This window comes from Rufibacter sediminis (genome assembly GCF_014269285.1).
Lineage (GTDB): Bacteria > Bacteroidota > Bacteroidia > Cytophagales > Hymenobacteraceae > Nibribacter > Nibribacter sediminis.
On record NZ_JACOAF010000001.1, the window covers coordinates 1 to 16,496 of the forward strand.

A 16,496-nucleotide genomic window follows, 5' to 3' on the forward strand; every position below is an offset into this window, starting at 1 on the left:
CCTGCCTGCGTTTCGGGGCTGTTTTCAGAAAACAGCCCCGAAACGCAGGCAGGTGCCTAGGCTGTAGCGCGCTACTTTTTGGTTAGATTGGCCACCGTGCAAGCCACCAGCAAGCCCAGCATTCCGGCGGCGATGGCGGTCATGATGGTGTCATCCATGGTCATCACGCGGTCTCTGAGGGTAAATCTGAGCACGAAGGTGGGCACCGTGATGAGCACCACGATTCCCCAGAAAAGGGAAAAGTTAGGGTGCAGCCCCTCTCTGGAAGTAAGTGGCAATTTGAGCGCTTCTACCACCAGGAAACCCCCCAGAACCAAACTGCTCAAGTACTGCAAAATGTGATAACCCGGCACGGAGTGCCCGGCCAGTTCATAGGAAGCGCTTAAAAGGGAAAGGTTGTTGGCGGTCCAGCCGTAATGGTGGGTGAAGTCATCGCAGAGGAAATGGGTCACGGTGCCCAGGAAAGCGGAAGTGAGGACAATGAGCCAGTTCTCCCGGAGGTACGCCAGCCAGTTAAAGCTGGTGTACACCGCCAACCGGTTGCGCAGAAAGGGTGGCAAATGTGCGAGGAATGGATTTCTCACCCAGCCGTGGTACACCATGGCCATGAGGAGCACCACCGGTATGTCAAACAGGAAAATACCTTTCAAGGTGTGGCTGATGTCCGTTTCGGCCCTCATTCTGAAAAAGAACTCGAAATCCGGGGCCATGCTCCCCAAGGCAAGCGCCGTCAAAGAAACTCTTTTGCCGGATACGTTCTTGAACGGCAGAATAAGGGCGGGGTGCGAAAAGGTGAAAGGCATACTGTGAACCAAGGAAAAATAAAAAACCCGATGCCTGAGCACCGGGTTTTGGAATCAATCAAGTTTAAGAACCGCCAGGAAAGCTTCCTGCGGAATCTCCACGTTGCCCACTTGGCGCATCCGCTTCTTCCCTTTCTTCTGCTTCTCCAGGAGTTTCCGTTTACGGGAAATATCCCCGCCGTAGCATTTGGCCAGTACGTTCTTCCGGAGGGCTTTCACCGTTTCACGGGCAATGATTTTCTGCCCGATGGCGGCCTGGATGGCAATCTCGAACATCTGGCGCGGCAACAGTTCCTGCAATTTCTCGCAGAGGCGCTTGCCCCAGTCATAGGCTTTGTCGCGGTGCACGATGGCGCTCAGGGCATCCACTTTCTCGCCGTTGAGCATGATGTCCAGCTTCACCATGTGCGACTCCCGGAAGCCAATCAGCTCATAATCTAGCGACGCATAGCCACGGCTGATGGTCTTGAGTTTGTCAAAGAAGTCAAACACGATTTCGGCCAGCGGCATTTCAAAAATCAGTTCCACGCGGTCTGAGGTCAGGAAGTTCTGGGCCTTCAGAATAGCGCGTTTGTCCATACACAGGGAGATAATCGGCCCGATGTACTCGGCCTTGGAGATAATCTGCGCCTTGATGAACGGCTCCTCGATGTGGTCAATGTAGTTAGGCTCCGGCATCTCAGACGGGGCGTTCACCTTAATCTCGCCGTCTTTGGTGGTGAAGGCTTTAAACTGCACCGATGGAACGGTGGTAATCACGGTCATGTCAAACTCGCGCTCAAGACGCTCCTGCACAATCTCCATGTGGAGCATGCCCAGGAAGCCGCACCGGAACCCGAAGCCAAGCGCCGCCGAGGTCTCCGGCTCCCACACCAACGATGCATCGTTCAGTTGCAGCTTCTCCATGGAGGAACGCAGTTCTTCGTACTCGGTGGTTTCTACCGGATAGATACCCGCGAATACCATGGGTTTCACTTCTTCGAAGCCCTGAATCTGGATGGTGTCTGGGTTGGCGGCGTGGGTGATGGTATCCCCTACTTTCACCTCCTTGGCGTTTTTGATACCGGAGATAAGATAGCCCACGTTCCCGGCACCCATAATCTGTTTGGGTTCCTGGTTCAGTTTGAGTACGCCAATCTCATCAGCTTCGTACTGCTTGCCGGTGGCAATGAATTTTACTTTGTCGCCTTTGCGCAGGGTTCCGTTCATGATCCGGAAGTACACCTCAATACCGCGGTACGAGTTGAACACCGAGTCAAAGATAAGGGCTTGCAACGGCGCATCCGGGTCACCTTTAGGCGCTGGAATACGGTCACAGATGGCCGCCAGAATATCCTCGATCCCGATTCCGGCTTTCCCGGAGGCATGGATGATGTCTTCGCGTTCGCAGCCGATCAGGTCAATGATTTGGTCGCTCACCTCTTCGGGCATGGCGTGGGGCAAGTCAATCTTGTTCAATACCGGGATGATCTCCAGATCGTTGCCAATGGCCAGGTACAGGTTAGAGATGGTCTGCGCCTCAATTCCCTGCGACGCATCCACAATCAGCAGCGCGCCTTCGCAGGCGGCAATGGAACGGGACACCTCGTAGCTAAAGTCTACGTGGCCGGGCGTGTCAATCAGGTTCAGAACATAATCCTCGCCCTTATAGTTATAGTTCATCTGGATGGCGTGGCTCTTGATGGTGATGCCGCGCTCCCGCTCCAGATCCATGTTATCCAAAAGTTGGTTCTGCATTTCCCGCGCGCTCACCGAGGAGGTAAACTCCAACAGACGGTCAGCGAGGGTACTCTTGCCGTGGTCAATATGCGCAATGATGCAAAAATTGCGGATGTTCTTCATAGAAATCGATTACAATCAACAAAGATAAGAAAGAAAAACGAGCCTCTGGAGGGCAACGGGGAGCCGGGGCTTATTTTTTACGTTTCTGAAGACGTTTTGGGGCTGTTTTAAGGAAAATGGGCGTAAAAACCCGGTCATTTTCACCAACTTATACGGCTTCTCAGATTTTCCTTCAGAATCATTCCTCCTCTTTTCGCCGCCCTCGTATAATCCTCAGCTTAAACGAAAGGACATGGCAGAAAAGATGGATAACGGAGCGTTCCGGGGACGAGAGGGACACATGGCGGAGATTGTGGAGCGCAACATCAAGGCGCTGCTGGCCCGCCGCAAACAGGAGGACTCCGCCCGAAACCTGTCGGAACGGATTTCCGATGCCGTGACCAAATTCACGGGCAGCATGCTGTTTGTGGTGATTCACCTGCTGCTGTTTGGGACTTGGATTGCCTGGAACTCCGGTTGGCTGGGCCTGAAGCCCTTTGACGAGTCGTTTGTGGTGCTGGCCATGTTCGCCTCCGTGGAAGCCATCTTTCTTTCCACCTTCGTGCTCATCAGCCAGAACCGTTCCAACATCCAGGCCGATAAACGCGCTGACCTTGATCTACAGGTCAGCCTGCTAGCCGAGCACGAAATTACCCGTCTGGTCACGTTAGTTACTGCTATCGCGAAGAAGATGGAAATTGATGCGGCCCAGGACCCGGAGATAAACGAACTGGCCAAAGACGTGCAGCCCGAGAAAGTGATGGATACCATGGAAAAACATCAGGAAAGCCTGGAGAAGGAAAAGACGCAGATCAACCCGTAACCTCGTTTAAGGGCCGTTTTCCGGAAAAGACCCTCAAAACAGCAGCTATTCCTCCGGCTTGAGGTTGGGGAACGCCCACTTCAACCGCACGGCCAGCAAACGGATCAAAATGATAATCGCGATAGCGATCCAGACGGGCACACCGGGCGGCACCGGGGCCAACCGCATCAAGAGGTAAGCCGCGCCACCGGCCAGGCAGGCTGTGGCGTACACTTCGCGCCGGAAGATCAACGGAATTTCGTTGCAGAGAATGTCGCGCACCACGCCGCCAAACACCGCCGTCACCACCCCCATTACCAGGGCAATGAGCGGAGGTACGTCCAGCCGTAGCGCTTTCTCCATGCCCAGAATCGTGAACAAGGCAATGCCCACGGTATCAAACAGGAACATGGTTCGCCGGAACTTCCCTATCGCGCCCCTAAACAAAATAGTCACCAGCACCGCCACGAAAACGGTGATCAGGAGCCGTTCTTCCTGCACCCAGACCGGCCGCAGGTTCAGCAGCAAATCCCGGACGGTCCCGCCGCCTAGCGCCGTGGAAAAAGCGATGACTGATGCCCCAAACGGATCCAGTTTCTTATCGGCGGCGGTGAGCGTCCCGCTAATGGCGAACACGAAGGTGCCCACCACATCAATGAAGGGAATGAGCGCTAACGGCGGAAGATCAGGCATAGGCAGATTATTTTCGGTAAACTACGCAAAAGTGGGTAAGGCGCAGCACCCGTTTCTGAACGAAAGCCATTTTGGGGCTGTTTCAGGAAAACACGCCCCAAACCGCCCGAGAGAGTTTTCGCCGCTCCCTCCATTCTATCTGAAAATTCGTACTTTCGCACAACGTTCACTAGCTAACCTAACAAATGTCAGTTACTACTGCACAACCCTACAAACCGGTCAACCACATCCGCATTGTGACAGCAGCGTCGCTGTTTGACGGCCACGATGCGTCTATCAATATCATGCGCCGCATCATCCAGGCCTCGGGCGCTGAGGTCATTCACCTGGGCCACAACCGTTCGGTGCAGGAGATTGTGGACTGCGCCATTCAGGAAGATGCCCAGGCCATTGCCATCACCTCTTACCAAGGCGGTCACCTGGAGTACTTCAAGTACATGTACGACCTGCTTAACGAGCGCGGCTGCGGCCACGTGCGCATCTTCGGCGGCGGCGGCGGCGTGATTCTGCCCACAGAGATTGAGGAACTGCACGGCTACGGCATCGCCCGCATCTACTCACCTGATGACGGACGCGCCATGGGCTTGCAGGGCATGATCAACGACATGCTCCAGAAGTGCGACTTCCCTACTGGCCAGAACCTGAACGGCGAGGTGAAGCACCTGAAAGAAAAAGACATTAAATCCATCGCCCGCCTCATTTCCGCCGCCGAGAACTTCCCCGAGGAGTTTGCCCGGGTGAAGGAGCAGCTGATTTCTGGCGTTGATCAGCAAGCCACTACCGGCACGCAGCAGCCGGTTACGCCCGTGTTGGGCATTACTGGTACCGGCGGCGCGGGTAAATCATCACTGGTGGATGAACTGGTACGCCGTTTCCTGATGGATTTCCAGGACAAGACCATCGCCATCATCTCAGTGGACCCATCTAAGCGGAAAACCGGCGGGGCCTTACTAGGCGACCGTATCCGGATGAACGCCATCAGCAACAGCCGCGTGTACATGCGTTCTTTGGCTACCCGACAGAGCAACCTGGCCTTGAGCCGCTACGTGCAAGATGCCGTGGACGTGGTGAAAGCCGCCCAGTTTGACCTGATCATTCTGGAGACCTCGGGCATTGGCCAGTCTGATACCGAGATCATTGAGCATTCAGACGCCAGTCTGTACGTGATGACGCCCGAGTACGGAGCGGCCACGCAGCTGGAGAAAATTGATATGCTGGACTTCGCGGACATCATCGCGTTGAACAAGTTCGACAAGCGCGGCGCCCTGGATGCCCTGCGCGACGTGAAGAAACAATACAAGCGCAACCACCAACTTTGGGACGTGAGCGATGACGAGATTCCGGTGTTCGGGACCATCGCCTCGCAGTTCAATGACCCCGGCATGAACCGCCTGTACAAAGCGGTGATGGCGAAGATCTCGGAGAAAACCGGCATCACGTTTGACTCGCAGATACAGGCTACTGGCGAGATGTCTGAGAAGGTGTACATCATCCCTCCTGCCCGCACGCGCTACCTTTCCGAGATCGCGGAGAACAACCGCAGTTATGACAAGTGGGTGCAGGACCAAGCAAGCGTGGCCCAGAAACTGTACGGCATCCGGCAGTCTATTGAAGCCATTCAAGCGATTGAGGTAGAAGATAAAGACCGCTTGATTAAGGGCTTAGAGTACGCCTACGAAGAAACTGCTTTAAGACTGGACGGCCAGAACAAGAAGTTGCTGGAAGCCTGGCCCGAGAAACGGCAGGCGTACAAAAATGAATTCTACGAGTTCAAGGTGCGCGACAAAGTCCTGAAAGTAGCCACCCACACCGAGAGCCTTTCGCACCTCCAGATTCCCAAGATTTCCACCCCTCGTTACGAGGCCTGGGGCGATTTGCTTAAGTGGAATCTGCAGGAGAACGTGCCGGGTGAGTTCCCGTACACCGCCGGCGTGTTCCCGTTCAAGCGCGAAGGCGAAGATCCTACCCGTATGTTCGCAGGCGAAGGCGGGCCGGAGCGCACCAACCGTCGTTTCCACTACGTTAGTAAAGGATTGCCAGCCAAACGGTTATCCACCGCCTTTGACTCTGTTACTTTATATGGCGAAGACCCGGATCTGCGCCCTGACATCTACGGAAAAATTGGCAACTCCGGGGTAAGCATCTGCTGCCTGGATGATGCCAAGAAGCTGTACTCGGGCTTTAACCTGGCCCACCCTATGACCTCGGTGTCCATGACCATCAACGGTCCGGCCGCCATTCTCACCGGCTTCTTCATGAACGCCGCCATTGACCAGCAGTGCGAACTGTACATCAAGGAGAACGGCCTGGAGGCAGAAGTGAACGAGCGAATTGAGGCTATTTTTCAGAAATCTGGCCAAAAACGCCCTACCTACCAAGGCGAGTTGCCCGAGGGAAATGACGGCCTTGGCTTGATGCTCTTAGGCGTAACTGGTGATCAGGTACTGCCAGCCGACGTGTACGCACAGATCAAGGAAAGAACGCTGGCGGCAGTGCGCGGAACGGTACAAGCCGACATCCTGAAGGAAGACCAGGCCCAGAACACCTGCATCTTCAGCACCGAGTTCGCGCTGCGGTTGATGGGCGATGTGCAGCAGTACTTCATTGACCACAATGTCCGCAACTTCTACTCGGTGTCCATCTCGGGGTACCACATTGCGGAGGCCGGTGCCAACCCGATCTCACAGTTGGCGTTCACGCTGGCCAACGGTTTCACCTTTGTGGAATATTACGTGAGCCGCGGCATGGACATCAACGCGTTCGCACCCAACTTGAGCTTCTTCTTCTCTAACGGCATTGACCCGGAGTACGCGGTGATTGGCCGCGTGGCCCGCAGAATCTGGGCCAAAGCCATGAAACTGAAGTACGGCGCCAACGCCCGCTCGCAGATGCTGAAGTACCACATCCAGACCTCGGGCCGCTCTTTGCACGCCCAGGAAATTGACTTCAACGACATTAGAACCACACTGCAGGCCCTATACGCCATCTATGACAACTGTAACTCGTTGCACACCAATGCTTACGATGAGGCCATCACCACGCCTACCGAGGCAAGTGTGCGCCGCGCCATGGCGATTCAGTTGATCATCAACCGGGAGTTGGGTTTGGCGAAGAACGAGAACCCGCTGCAAGGTTCGTTCATCATTGAAGAACTCACCGATTTAGTGGAGGAAGCGGTATTGCTGGAGTTTGACCGGATCACCGAGCGCGGCGGCGTGTTAGGCGCCATGGAAACCATGTACCAGCGCGGTAAGATTCAGGAGGAAAGCCTGTACTACGAGACCCTGAAGCACACCGGCGAGTACCCCATCATTGGCGTGAACACCTTCCTGAGCAGCCAGGGCTCCCCTACCGTAATTCCATCGGAAGTGATTCGGGCCACGGAGGATGAGAAGCAATACCAGATCTCTATGCTCCAGGAGTTACATGCCCGCCACGCGGCTGATACCCCGGAGCGCCTGAAACAGCTTCAGGAAATAGCCGTGCAGAACGCGAATATCTTTGAGGCCATTATGGAAACGTCTAAGTACTGCTCTTTAGGCCAGATCACGAACGCCCTATTTGCGGTGGGCGGCCAATACAGAAGAAATATGTAAGGCGAAACCATGTATTCTACGGAAGACCGGTTTTGAGCCTGTTTTAACAAAAAGAGCCTGTAACTACAGGCTCTTTTTGTTTTAAGTACTCTCCCCTAAAGTCTTACAGCACCAGTATTCTAAGCCTTTCAAAAAGATTCCTATGTGGCTGAGCAAGCCTCAGGTTTTCTCGCTATCTGAGGATAAGAGCAGCTGTTCAGAACTGATTTCTGGAATATTTTCTACCTATTACAAAGCACTTATCCTCAGGATTTTATATATTTAATACAAGGATAATATTTTGTTTATCATAGAGTTAAACAGATTGGAGAATATTACGTTTATACTATAAACGTGTTAAGGTAAACGCCATGAAAACAATCACAGCCATTTCGTCCCTTGTACTAATCGGTGTCCTGGGCTTTTACGCCACCACCTGGCTTTCGCCGGGGAACATTCCCCTGGATCTCTCAGACGAAGACATCCACCTTTATTTGTAAGACTTCCTGCCTCAATCCCCGCCTTGCCGGGGTTTTGCGTTCTTATCTCATCCAAATTCCATAGAAACCGTACCTTTACCTGACAAAAGATAAACTATGGAATTAAAAGACCTTTCTCAAAGAATCAGCTACATCATTGGACGTGACATGGCTGCCAACTTTGCCAAACAAGGCATTGAAGTAGAACCAGAAGCGTTGCTGTTGGGGCTGAAGGAAGCCATGAGCGGCACTCCTTCCAAACTAGACCAGGACGAAGTGCAGCAGGCCATGATGCAGCTCCAGATGCAGATGCAGGAGAAACAGCAAGCCACCGCCGGGGCTGCCGGAGAGCAGAACAAAAAAGAAGGCGAGGCTTTTTTACAGGCCAACAAAGACAAAGAAGGCGTTCACGCCTTGCCAAGCGGGCTGCAATACCAGGTGCTGCAAAGCGGCTCCGGCAAGACCCCTTCCCGCAACTCCAACGTGACAACGCATTACCACGGCACTCTCATTGACGGAACCGTGTTCGATTCTTCTTACGAGCGTGGCGAGCCGGCTTCTTTTCCGGTGAGCGGCGTGATTGCGGGCTGGACAGAGGCCTTGCAACTCATGAAAGAAGGCGATAAATGGCGTCTGTTCATCCCGAGCAACCTGGCCTACGGTTCCCGCGGCGCCGGCGCCGATATTGGACCCAACGCTACCCTGATCTTCGACGTTGAGCTGATTACCGTCAACAACTAAGCGTATATCTATATATCAAACTAAAAAGGAGAACACACTACAGAGCGTGTTCTCCTTTTTAGTTATCAGAAGCCTGAAACAGGAAAGCTTTGCATAGAATCCTTAGCGCTCCATCATGGGAAGGTTGCCTTTGCAAGTGAGTTCACCCGCATGGGTTCAGTTTATCAGGACTTTCTTGCGCAGGCAAACGGCTCGTTTATCACTCCTCCTAAGCAGCTTGACGATACGAATGGGTTGGATAGCTAATCTTGTAGAAAAGCGTTCTGGGGTGGATGGCTATTTCGTCGGTTCATTCTTCAGCCAATCCAGAGCTTCCTCTACCTGGGTGAAGTAATTAATTTTAACAGGGAGGTCAAACTTACAGACGCGGTTCAATGAGTATTCATGAATCATCTGTTTGTACTTGAACTCCGATACTACCAAAGCGACATGCAGCCCCTGGGGCACAAAGGACGGATCATTCTTTTGCAGAATACTCAATTCCCAGTCTTCTGCCTCGCTGGACAAACTACCTCTGTTGCAAGAATTTATCAGGCATTTTTCTACCCTATTTCGCTTGATCATGGTAAATAACTCTGTTATACCATATTGACAGGCCTCTAGTCCAACATCTTTCCGCCACTTCAACATTCCTATATTACTTGCCTCATCTAACCATACCTTGAAAGACTCAGTATCTGCTTGAATCATACAAAATTTTATTATTTAAATATCAGTTTAACGTTATTGATATAATTTTATATATAATTTTTTACACTTACTTAAGCTAAACTATTAATAATAATAGGTATTTACAAGTGCCTCAACAGATTTCTACAGCTACCTTTAATGTCAATCCACAGAAGCGTCTTAAAAAGGAGGTAAATCTGTGTTTTAAGGGCGTTTACCTCTCCTATTTATAAGGATTTTAAATTGTAGCAGCCCCTCTATTTTTATTGACTGGTAGCCCTTACTTTTGCCCACTTTCTTTTGCGGCAGGGAAGCTTCCTCCCGGGCCAGGCGAACAAATGAAATGGCAGACCAGTTTAAGGATAGTCCTAAGGGAATTTTACTCGATTGATTTAAGATGGATACTACTAGTCACTCTCAACGCGTCTCGGGTGCAGGGTTGCTCATTGCCTTAGGGATCATTTACGGAGACATAGGCACTTCTCCGCTTTATGTGATGAAAGCCATTATTGGGTCTACGCCCATCAACGCTACGCTGGTGTATGGCGGCATTTCCTGCGTAGTCTGGACGCTTACCCTGCAGACTACCATCAAATATGTAGTGCTCACCTTGCAGGCAGACAATAAAGGCGAAGGTGGCATCTTCTCGCTGTACGCTTTGGTGCGGCGACACGCTAAATGGCTTACCATTCCGGCCATCTTAGGAGGGAGCGCGCTGCTAGCCGATGGTGTGATCACCCCTCCTATCTCAGTTTCATCAGCGGTGGAAGGCTTGCTGCTCCTCAACCCCCATATTCCCACCGTTCCCATTGTAATCTCCATTCTGGTGGTCCTGTTCCTGCTGCAAAGCTTCGGGACGCAGATTGTAGGGAAAGCGTTTGGGCCGGTGATGTTCGTGTGGTTCAGCATGCTGGCGATCCTGGGTATTCTGTCCGTGTTGGAGCACCCTGAGGTGCTGAAGTCCCTTAACCCGTACTACGCCTATGACTTACTGGTCAACTACCCGGGCGGATTCTGGCTTCTAGGAGCGGTTTTCCTGTGTACCACCGGGGCCGAGGCGCTTTACTCAGATCTGGGGCACTGCGGCAAAGGCAACATCCGGATTAGCTGGATTTTTGTAAAAACGTGCCTTTTACTCAACTATTTCGGGCAAGGCGCCTGGTTAATGCAATACGAGGGCAAGCAACTGATTTCACTGGGCACAGTCAATCCGTTCTATGGCATTATGCCGGAATGGTTCCTGCTCTTTGGGATCATCATCGCCACCATTGCCGCCGTCATTGCCAGCCAGGCCCTGATCACCGGCTCTTTCACCTTGATTGGCGAGGCCATCCGGCTGAACATGTGGCCCAAAGTACGCCTTATTTACCCTACCAACGTGAAAGGGCAGCTGTACGTGCCCAGCATCAATCTGCTGCTGCTGCTGGGCTGCGTGGGCATCGTGCTTTACTTTGAGGAATCGGCTAACATGGAAGCGGCCTATGGTCTGGCCATCACGGTCACTATGTTGATGACTACTACTTTGCTCAGTTATTACCTCATCACCAAAAGAGTGGCTAAGATCTGGGTATTCCTCTTTTTAGCGGTGTATCTGGCCATTGAAGGCTCTTTCCTGATCGCTAACCTCATCAAATTCCCGCACGGCGGCTGGGTAACCCTGGTCATCGGGTTCATCCTTATTTCGGTGATGTACATCTGGCTGAAGGCCTTCTTCATCAAACGCCGCCTCACCGAGAATGTCAACCTGCCGGAGTACGTTTCGGCGCTGCGGGAACTGAGCGAGGATGAGTCCATTCCTAAATACGCAACGCACCTAGTGTTCATGACCAGCGCTGAGCGCACCACTCAGATTGAATCCAAGATCATCTATTCCATCTTCCAGAAGCGACCTAAGCGGGCCGATATCTACTGGTTTGTGCACGTGAGCACCATGGACGAGCCGTACACCATGGAATACAAGGTGAATGTGCTGGCCGAACAGGATGTGGTCCGGATCGATTTCCGGTTGGGCTTCCGGGTGGAGCAGCGCATCAACCTGTTCTTCCGGCGGGTGGTGGAAGACCTGGTGAAAAACAAGGAGGTGGACATTACCAGCCGCTACAGTTCTTTGAACAAGCAGAATCTGATTGGTGATTTCCGGTTTGTGGTGCTGGAGAAGTTCCTAAGCTACGAGAACGACCTACCCTTCTGGGAAAACACCATCATGCAATCCTATTTCAACATCAAGCAATTCACCACTTCAGAAGGCAAATGGTTTGGACTGGACACCAGCTCCGTGAAAGTAGAGAAGGTGCCCCTCATCATTAAACCGGCCCGCGAGGTGGAGCTGAAACGTATCAAATAGATTATTTAAGTGAATCCGGGATAGTTAACCACTCATATAAGAAACGAATCAAGGCTGTTTTTAAGAAAATGGTCTATAAACAGAAAGGCCGCCCACTTGGGCGGCCTTTCTGTTTGAACTTATTTATGGCCTGCTTTCAGGAAAATAGGCGTAAAACACTCTTTAGCCTCCTAGGACTCCCTATGTCGAGGATTTACTTCCGTGACTTACAGAATCGGCAGTCACGGAAGTAAATCAACGACATAGGGATACTCAGCAACTTCAGGATAAGAACTTAATTCCATCAGAAACGAATAAAGGATGTTTTTAGGAAAATCGCCTATAAACAGAAAGGCCGCCCACTAGGCGGCCTTTCTGTTTATAGGCGATTTAGAGCCGTTTTCAGGAAAATGGGCGTAAAACGTTATTTAGCGCTGGTCCACTTCTGGTAGCTCTTCTTCTGGAGATCTGTTGCGGCGGGAGCCATTTCCGCGTGGTACTTGAGGGTGTGGTCTTTCAGTAATGTAACTGGTAGAATCATCAATTGGCCGCTCCGGTTGATGACCAGTTCTAACTGGTCTCCCACCGCGTAGGCCGGAATGGACTTGTTGATGTCATCGGAAACCCGGTACCCGTTCATCCCGATGATCTCATCGTTCACGTTCAAACCAGACTGCCAGGCGCTTCCGTTGCGGGTCACGGTGGTCACCACGGGTTTTCCGCTGGCCGTGGAGATGCCGGCACCCAGCAAAGGCGCTTTGGTTCCTTGGTTCAGGTCGGTGAGGGTGATGCCTACGGTGCTTAAAAAGGCATTGTAATCTGGCGTCTCTAGACCGTACACGTATTTCTGGAAGAAGTCATTCATGGAACGGTTGGTGAACTTCTCAATGCCCTGCTGGAATTCTTTTTCGGTGAAGCCTCTTTTCTTTTTCTTGTAGTACTCGTCATACAGGGCTTTCATGGCATCGTCCAGTGATTTGGTACCGTTGGAGGCCTTCAGGATCTCCATGTCCAGGAGCATGCCCAGGAGTGATCCTTTGCTGTAGTAAGAAAGATGCGTGTTATAGGAGTTTTCATCGGGGCGGTACTGCTTGATCCAGGCATCGAAGCTGGACTGCGCCGCAGACACGACCTTGTTGCCCGGGGTGTTCTCCACGCTGGTAATGCTGGCGGCCAGTTTGTCTGCGTATTCGCGGTCAGAGGTAAAGCCGGCCCGTTTCATGATCACATCGGCGTAGTACGAGGTGAAACCTTCTGAGACCCACAGCATCTTAGAGTAGTTCTCCTGGTTGTAATCAAAGGGTCCTAATTCAATGGGGCGCAGGCGCTTCACGTTCCAAAGGTGGAAATACTCGTGGGCCACCAGGTTCAGAAAGCCTTTGTAGCCCCGCTCGGTGCCGTAGGCGGTGCGGGTGGCGTGCAAGGTGGTGGAGTTCAGGTGCTCCAGTCCACCTCCACCGGCTGCCAGGTTATGGACAATGAAGAGGTAGTAGTTTACCGGTAATTCGCCAAACACCTTGGCCGCCTCTTCGGTCACTTTCTTCATGTCAGCGGTGAGGCGCTGGGCGTCATAATTGGCATCGCCGTACATGGCTACCTCGTGCTTCACGCCGTTGCTCTCAAAGGAAAGAATCTCATGGTTGCCAATCTCAAAAGGTGAATCGGCGAGGATATCATAGTTCTGGGCGCGATAGGTGAAGGGCTGCCCGTTCACCGCCGGAAGCCCCGTGGATACTTTGCTCCAGCCCTTATAAGGCACTACGGTCACGGTGGAAGGCAGGTCTTTCTGGCCCTCTGGGTACATGAACACGCTGGTTCCGTTCAGATAGCCGTGGCTGGCATCAATAAAGCTGGTTCTCACGCTCAACTCGAAGGCGTACACCTTGTATTTCACGGTCACGTCTTTGCCGGAGCTGGCCACCCGCCAGGTGTTCTTATCAATCTTCTGAGCCGATACCTGATTAGAACCTACAAACGCTTGGAACGCCTCCACGTTCTTGGGGAACTCCCGGATGAGGTAAGAGCCCGGAGCCCATACCGGCAGGGTGAGGTCCAGGTTTTTGCCTTTGAAATCTTCCAGGCGCATCTCTACCTCAAAGTAGTGGGTCTGGGGTTCTGGCATAGAAAGGCGGTAAGAAATCTTGGGGGCCGCCTGAGCCGAGGAAGAAAAAGCCAGCGCCAGCAGCACCAGCACTCCCGCCGCCCAGGAATGGATTTTTTGTTGCTTCATGTAGTTTGGGAAAGGTTGATTAAAGTCGCATAATACGGCTAAAAAGCGGCTAAAACAAGGAAAAGGGTGCTGTGGGTAACCGTAGGCGGCAGCTTGAACGTATGAAGAACAAAACAATGAATATGAAAAAAATATGGATCATCTTTGGCGTCCTGCTCGCTTCTCTGGTGCTGTATAAAACTTTTTGGGGAAGTGGCGACCTGAAAACACCGGGCATCAAGCGCACGAGTTTAGACGCCGGCGACCAGGCTTTCCACAATGATTCCACCGTGGCTAGAACCGTGAACCAGGAAGAGGCTGCCCCCGCTCTGGGTGTGCTCAAAGGCAAGTACGCGACCAAGGCAGACAGCGTGGTGGCCTTTGCCCTGCAGCGCTACGGAACAGAATACACGTACGGCGGTGTCACCGAAGAAGGTTTTGACTGCTCGGGCTTCTTGACGTACGTCTACGGCCAGTTTGGCGTCACCATTCCGCATGGTTCCTCTGCCCAAGCCAAGCTGGGCGAAAGCGTAGCGGTGCAGGAAGCGAAGAAGGGAGATTTGATTGTTTTCACCGGCACTAATCTGGAGGACCGTACCCCTGGTCACGTGGGCATTGTCATCACCAACCCGCCCAAGGCGGTGCAGTTTGTGCATTCCTCGTCTAACGGAGGGGTGAAAGTGAGTGAGCTGGAAGGCACCTTGTACCAGAAGCGTTTCCTGGACATCCGGCGGGTACTGCCTTAACTTAAGGCAGACCGTTTTGGGGCTGCTTTTCAGAAAACGGCCTCAAAATAGTAAAACTGCAGATTTGCCAAGGATGATACGAAATCAGCATGGACTATATATTTTCCTCTTTCGCCCGTGCTTTCTACTGAACACCCTTTCTCCAGCATTTTACCGGGATGGCCACAGCAACGGCCAAGAAAGTAAAACTCCTTAAATCCAAAAGGCAATAAACTAAAATTCAGCATTTTACATTTTAAAACAGTGATTTTTGGGCAAAAAAATACCCGGCCACTGCAGTAGCCGGGTACGGAATCCTTTGAAATGGTATCAAGCGACACGAAAGAGAACTGCCTCTCAGTCGCATGGGCTACCTCATGCCGGATTCGCCAGTAGACAAAGTCTAGTTAGCAAGCTTCAACACGGTTAACGGTTGACACATGAGCTAGGCTTAATACATTTTTACTGGGATTAGACACTTTTACCTCCTTTCTTTTAGTCCGACATAAACCCATCCGCGGCGCCAAGTAAATTATGGTTCGCCAGAGAGGCCCGGAGCACTCGCTTCCGTTTTATAAAGTTAAAAAACGGAAGGATAGTTCAAAAGGTTTGTTGAAAAAATTCATGTTTTTTCTACCCCTTCAGAATCAGGAGTTTTGAAGAAAACCCATATCCAGGCCAGGGCCAGTAAACCTTCTCCAACGGCATCTAAGAGGTAAATATCCAGGATCACGTCATGGGTGGCGTAGCGCACATCGGCGGCGCCCAAGCCTACGGCACTGAAGAAGCCAATGAGCTCGGGGCTGCGCTCTCTCCTCTGCTGGAAAGCCGCCACCAGCAGCCCGGCCCCAATGGCCAACACCAACAAACCCACGGTCACCACCAGCCAGACCTCGTTCTTGGGCCCTGTCACGGCCAGGAAACTGGGCATGTGCACCAGAGGCCAGATACCAGTTAGGCTGTAGTAGATTCCTTGGGTGATTAAAAGCAGTTTTCGCATAGAGTTCTGTTTTAAGGGTAATTTTGCCAAAAGGGCAAGGAAACTTTCAAGCAGAATTTTTTTGGATTAAAAATTGCTTATATTTAGTAAACCATAACTATCAAAACAGCTATACGCATGAGAAAGATCTTTTTGTTAGCCCTTTTCCTTTGCCTTACCACTCTTAGTTGGGCTCAGAAAAAATCTCCTATTGGTGTCTGGACCAACGAAGAGAAAGAAGCCCGCTTTGAAATTTACCAGTGCGGCGACAAGCTTTGCGGCAAAATCATTTGGCTGAAAGAACCAGATAGAGATGGTAAACCTAAAATGGATCAATTCAACCCTGATCCAAAACTGCAGAAACGCCCCATTGTAGGCTTGGTTTTCCTGAAGAACTTTGCCCCGGAAGGTGACGGTAAATGGGACGATGGCACCATCTATGACCCTAAATCCGGAAAGACGTATTCTTCCTACATGAAAATGTTGGGGAACGATAAAATAGAAGTGAAAGGCTACATTGGCATCTCCCTCATCGGGCGGTCTCAAACTTGGACCCGGGTTCAGTAAGGCATCACAACTTTTAACCTGAAAACAAAGCGGGACCCTCCATAGAGGGTCCCGCTTTGTTTTCAGGGCCTAACGTCATCCGGGGGAAGGAGGACGTCAGCCGAAACGGT

Annotated in this window: 13 protein-coding genes; 7 read left to right on the forward strand and 6 right to left on the reverse strand. The window is 51.9% G+C overall.

Annotated elements, in window-relative coordinates; translation table 11 throughout:
* Nucleotides 1–71: 71 nt before the first annotated feature.
* On the reverse strand, nucleotides 72–803 hold the full coding sequence (locus tag H7U12_RS00005) for a DUF4184 family protein (RefSeq protein WP_186631055.1): 732 nt from the start codon (nucleotides 801–803) through the stop codon (nucleotides 72–74).
* 54 nt (nucleotides 804–857) lie between these two features.
* Complete coding sequence (lepA, locus tag H7U12_RS00010) at nucleotides 858–2,645, reverse strand: translation elongation factor 4 (RefSeq protein WP_186631057.1); 1,788 nt, start codon at nucleotides 2,643–2,645, stop codon at nucleotides 858–860.
* A gap of 232 nt (nucleotides 2,646–2,877) precedes the next feature.
* On the opposite strand from lepA, the gene H7U12_RS00015 reads away from it, so the two are divergent.
* A complete protein-coding gene (locus H7U12_RS00015) occupies nucleotides 2,878–3,447 on the forward strand; it encodes a DUF1003 domain-containing protein (RefSeq protein WP_186631059.1) in 570 nt (189 codons plus the stop codon).
* Nucleotides 3,448–3,492: 45 nt separating this feature from the next.
* Here H7U12_RS00015 and H7U12_RS00020 read toward each other — a convergent pair whose 3' ends face one another.
* The gene (locus H7U12_RS00020; RefSeq protein ID WP_186631061.1) at nucleotides 3,493–4,119 is read right to left on the reverse strand and encodes a trimeric intracellular cation channel family protein; all 627 of its coding nucleotides are present in this window, start codon (nucleotides 4,117–4,119) and stop codon (nucleotides 3,493–3,495) included.
* Nucleotides 4,120–4,304: 185 nt separating this feature from the next.
* On the opposite strand from H7U12_RS00020, the gene H7U12_RS00025 reads away from it, so the two are divergent.
* From H7U12_RS00025 to H7U12_RS00030, 3 genes are all read left to right on the forward strand, one after another.
* On the forward strand, nucleotides 4,305–7,715 hold the full coding sequence (locus tag H7U12_RS00025) for a methylmalonyl-CoA mutase family protein (protein WP_186631062.1): 3,411 nt from the start codon (nucleotides 4,305–4,307) through the stop codon (nucleotides 7,713–7,715).
* A 350-nt stretch (nucleotides 7,716–8,065) separates the two neighbouring features.
* Nucleotides 8,066–8,194 carry a hypothetical protein gene (locus H7U12_RS22760; RefSeq protein ID WP_255896838.1) on the forward strand — a complete coding sequence of 43 codons (129 nt, stop codon included), beginning with the start codon at nucleotides 8,066–8,068 and terminating at the stop codon, nucleotides 8,192–8,194.
* Nucleotides 8,195–8,290: 96 nt separating this feature from the next.
* On the forward strand, nucleotides 8,291–8,914 hold the full coding sequence (locus H7U12_RS00030) for an FKBP-type peptidyl-prolyl cis-trans isomerase (protein ID WP_186631064.1): 624 nt from the start codon (nucleotides 8,291–8,293) through the stop codon (nucleotides 8,912–8,914).
* Nucleotides 8,915–9,190: 276 nt separating this feature from the next.
* Here the strand turns inward: H7U12_RS00030 and H7U12_RS00035 are convergent, their stop codons facing one another.
* Nucleotides 9,191–9,604, reverse strand: coding sequence for a hypothetical protein (locus H7U12_RS00035; RefSeq protein ID WP_186631066.1), 414 nt, complete (start codon nucleotides 9,602–9,604; stop codon nucleotides 9,191–9,193).
* Between the two features lie 376 nt (nucleotides 9,605–9,980).
* Here H7U12_RS00035 and H7U12_RS00040 point away from each other — a divergent pair, with 376 nt between their 5' ends.
* Nucleotides 9,981–11,927 (forward strand): KUP/HAK/KT family potassium transporter, encoded by a 1,947-nt coding sequence (locus tag H7U12_RS00040; protein WP_186631068.1) that lies wholly within the window; start codon nucleotides 9,981–9,983, stop codon nucleotides 11,925–11,927.
* 403 nt (nucleotides 11,928–12,330) lie between these two features.
* Here the strand turns inward: H7U12_RS00040 and H7U12_RS00045 are convergent, their stop codons facing one another.
* Nucleotides 12,331–14,136, reverse strand: a complete 1,806-nt coding sequence (locus H7U12_RS00045) for a M61 family metallopeptidase (RefSeq protein WP_186631070.1) — start codon at nucleotides 14,134–14,136, stop codon at nucleotides 12,331–12,333.
* 122 nt (nucleotides 14,137–14,258) lie between these two features.
* Here H7U12_RS00045 and H7U12_RS00050 point away from each other — a divergent pair, with 122 nt between their 5' ends.
* Nucleotides 14,259–14,861 (forward strand): C40 family peptidase, encoded by a 603-nt coding sequence (locus H7U12_RS00050; protein WP_186631071.1) that lies wholly within the window; start codon nucleotides 14,259–14,261, stop codon nucleotides 14,859–14,861.
* A 601-nt stretch (nucleotides 14,862–15,462) separates the two neighbouring features.
* Here H7U12_RS00050 and H7U12_RS00055 read toward each other — a convergent pair.
* Entirely contained in the window at nucleotides 15,463–15,840 is a 378-nt protein-coding gene (locus H7U12_RS00055) for a hypothetical protein (RefSeq protein WP_186631072.1), read from the reverse strand.
* A 117-nt stretch (nucleotides 15,841–15,957) separates the two neighbouring features.
* On the opposite strand from H7U12_RS00055, the gene H7U12_RS00060 reads away from it, so the two are divergent.
* A complete protein-coding gene (locus H7U12_RS00060) occupies nucleotides 15,958–16,386 on the forward strand; it encodes a DUF2147 domain-containing protein (protein WP_186631073.1) in 429 nt (142 codons plus the stop codon).
* The last annotated feature ends 110 nt before the right edge of the window (nucleotides 16,387–16,496 follow it).

Coding starts and splice junctions, on each gene's coding strand:
- H7U12_RS00005 (WP_186631055.1), bottom strand. CDS start 803: ATGCCTTTCACCTTTTCGCACCCCGCCCTTATTCTGCCGTTCAAGAAC.
- lepA (WP_186631057.1), bottom strand. CDS start 2,645: ATGAAGAACATCCGCAATTTTTGCATCATTGCGCATATTGACCACGGC.
- H7U12_RS00015 (WP_186631059.1), top strand. CDS start 2,878: ATGGCAGAAAAGATGGATAACGGAGCGTTCCGGGGACGAGAGGGACAC.
- H7U12_RS00020 (WP_186631061.1), bottom strand. CDS start 4,119: ATGCCTGATCTTCCGCCGTTAGCGCTCATTCCCTTCATTGATGTGGTG.
- H7U12_RS00025 (WP_186631062.1), top strand. CDS start 4,305: ATGTCAGTTACTACTGCACAACCCTACAAACCGGTCAACCACATCCGC.
- H7U12_RS22760 (WP_255896838.1), top strand. CDS start 8,066: ATGAAAACAATCACAGCCATTTCGTCCCTTGTACTAATCGGTGTCCTG.
- H7U12_RS00030 (WP_186631064.1), top strand. CDS start 8,291: ATGGAATTAAAAGACCTTTCTCAAAGAATCAGCTACATCATTGGACGT.
- H7U12_RS00035 (WP_186631066.1), bottom strand. CDS start 9,604: ATGATTCAAGCAGATACTGAGTCTTTCAAGGTATGGTTAGATGAGGCA.
- H7U12_RS00040 (WP_186631068.1), top strand. CDS start 9,981: ATGGATACTACTAGTCACTCTCAACGCGTCTCGGGTGCAGGGTTGCTC.
- H7U12_RS00045 (WP_186631070.1), bottom strand. CDS start 14,136: ATGAAGCAACAAAAAATCCATTCCTGGGCGGCGGGAGTGCTGGTGCTG.
- H7U12_RS00050 (WP_186631071.1), top strand. CDS start 14,259: ATGAAAAAAATATGGATCATCTTTGGCGTCCTGCTCGCTTCTCTGGTG.
- H7U12_RS00055 (WP_186631072.1), bottom strand. CDS start 15,840: ATGCGAAAACTGCTTTTAATCACCCAAGGAATCTACTACAGCCTAACT.
- H7U12_RS00060 (WP_186631073.1), top strand. CDS start 15,958: ATGAGAAAGATCTTTTTGTTAGCCCTTTTCCTTTGCCTTACCACTCTT.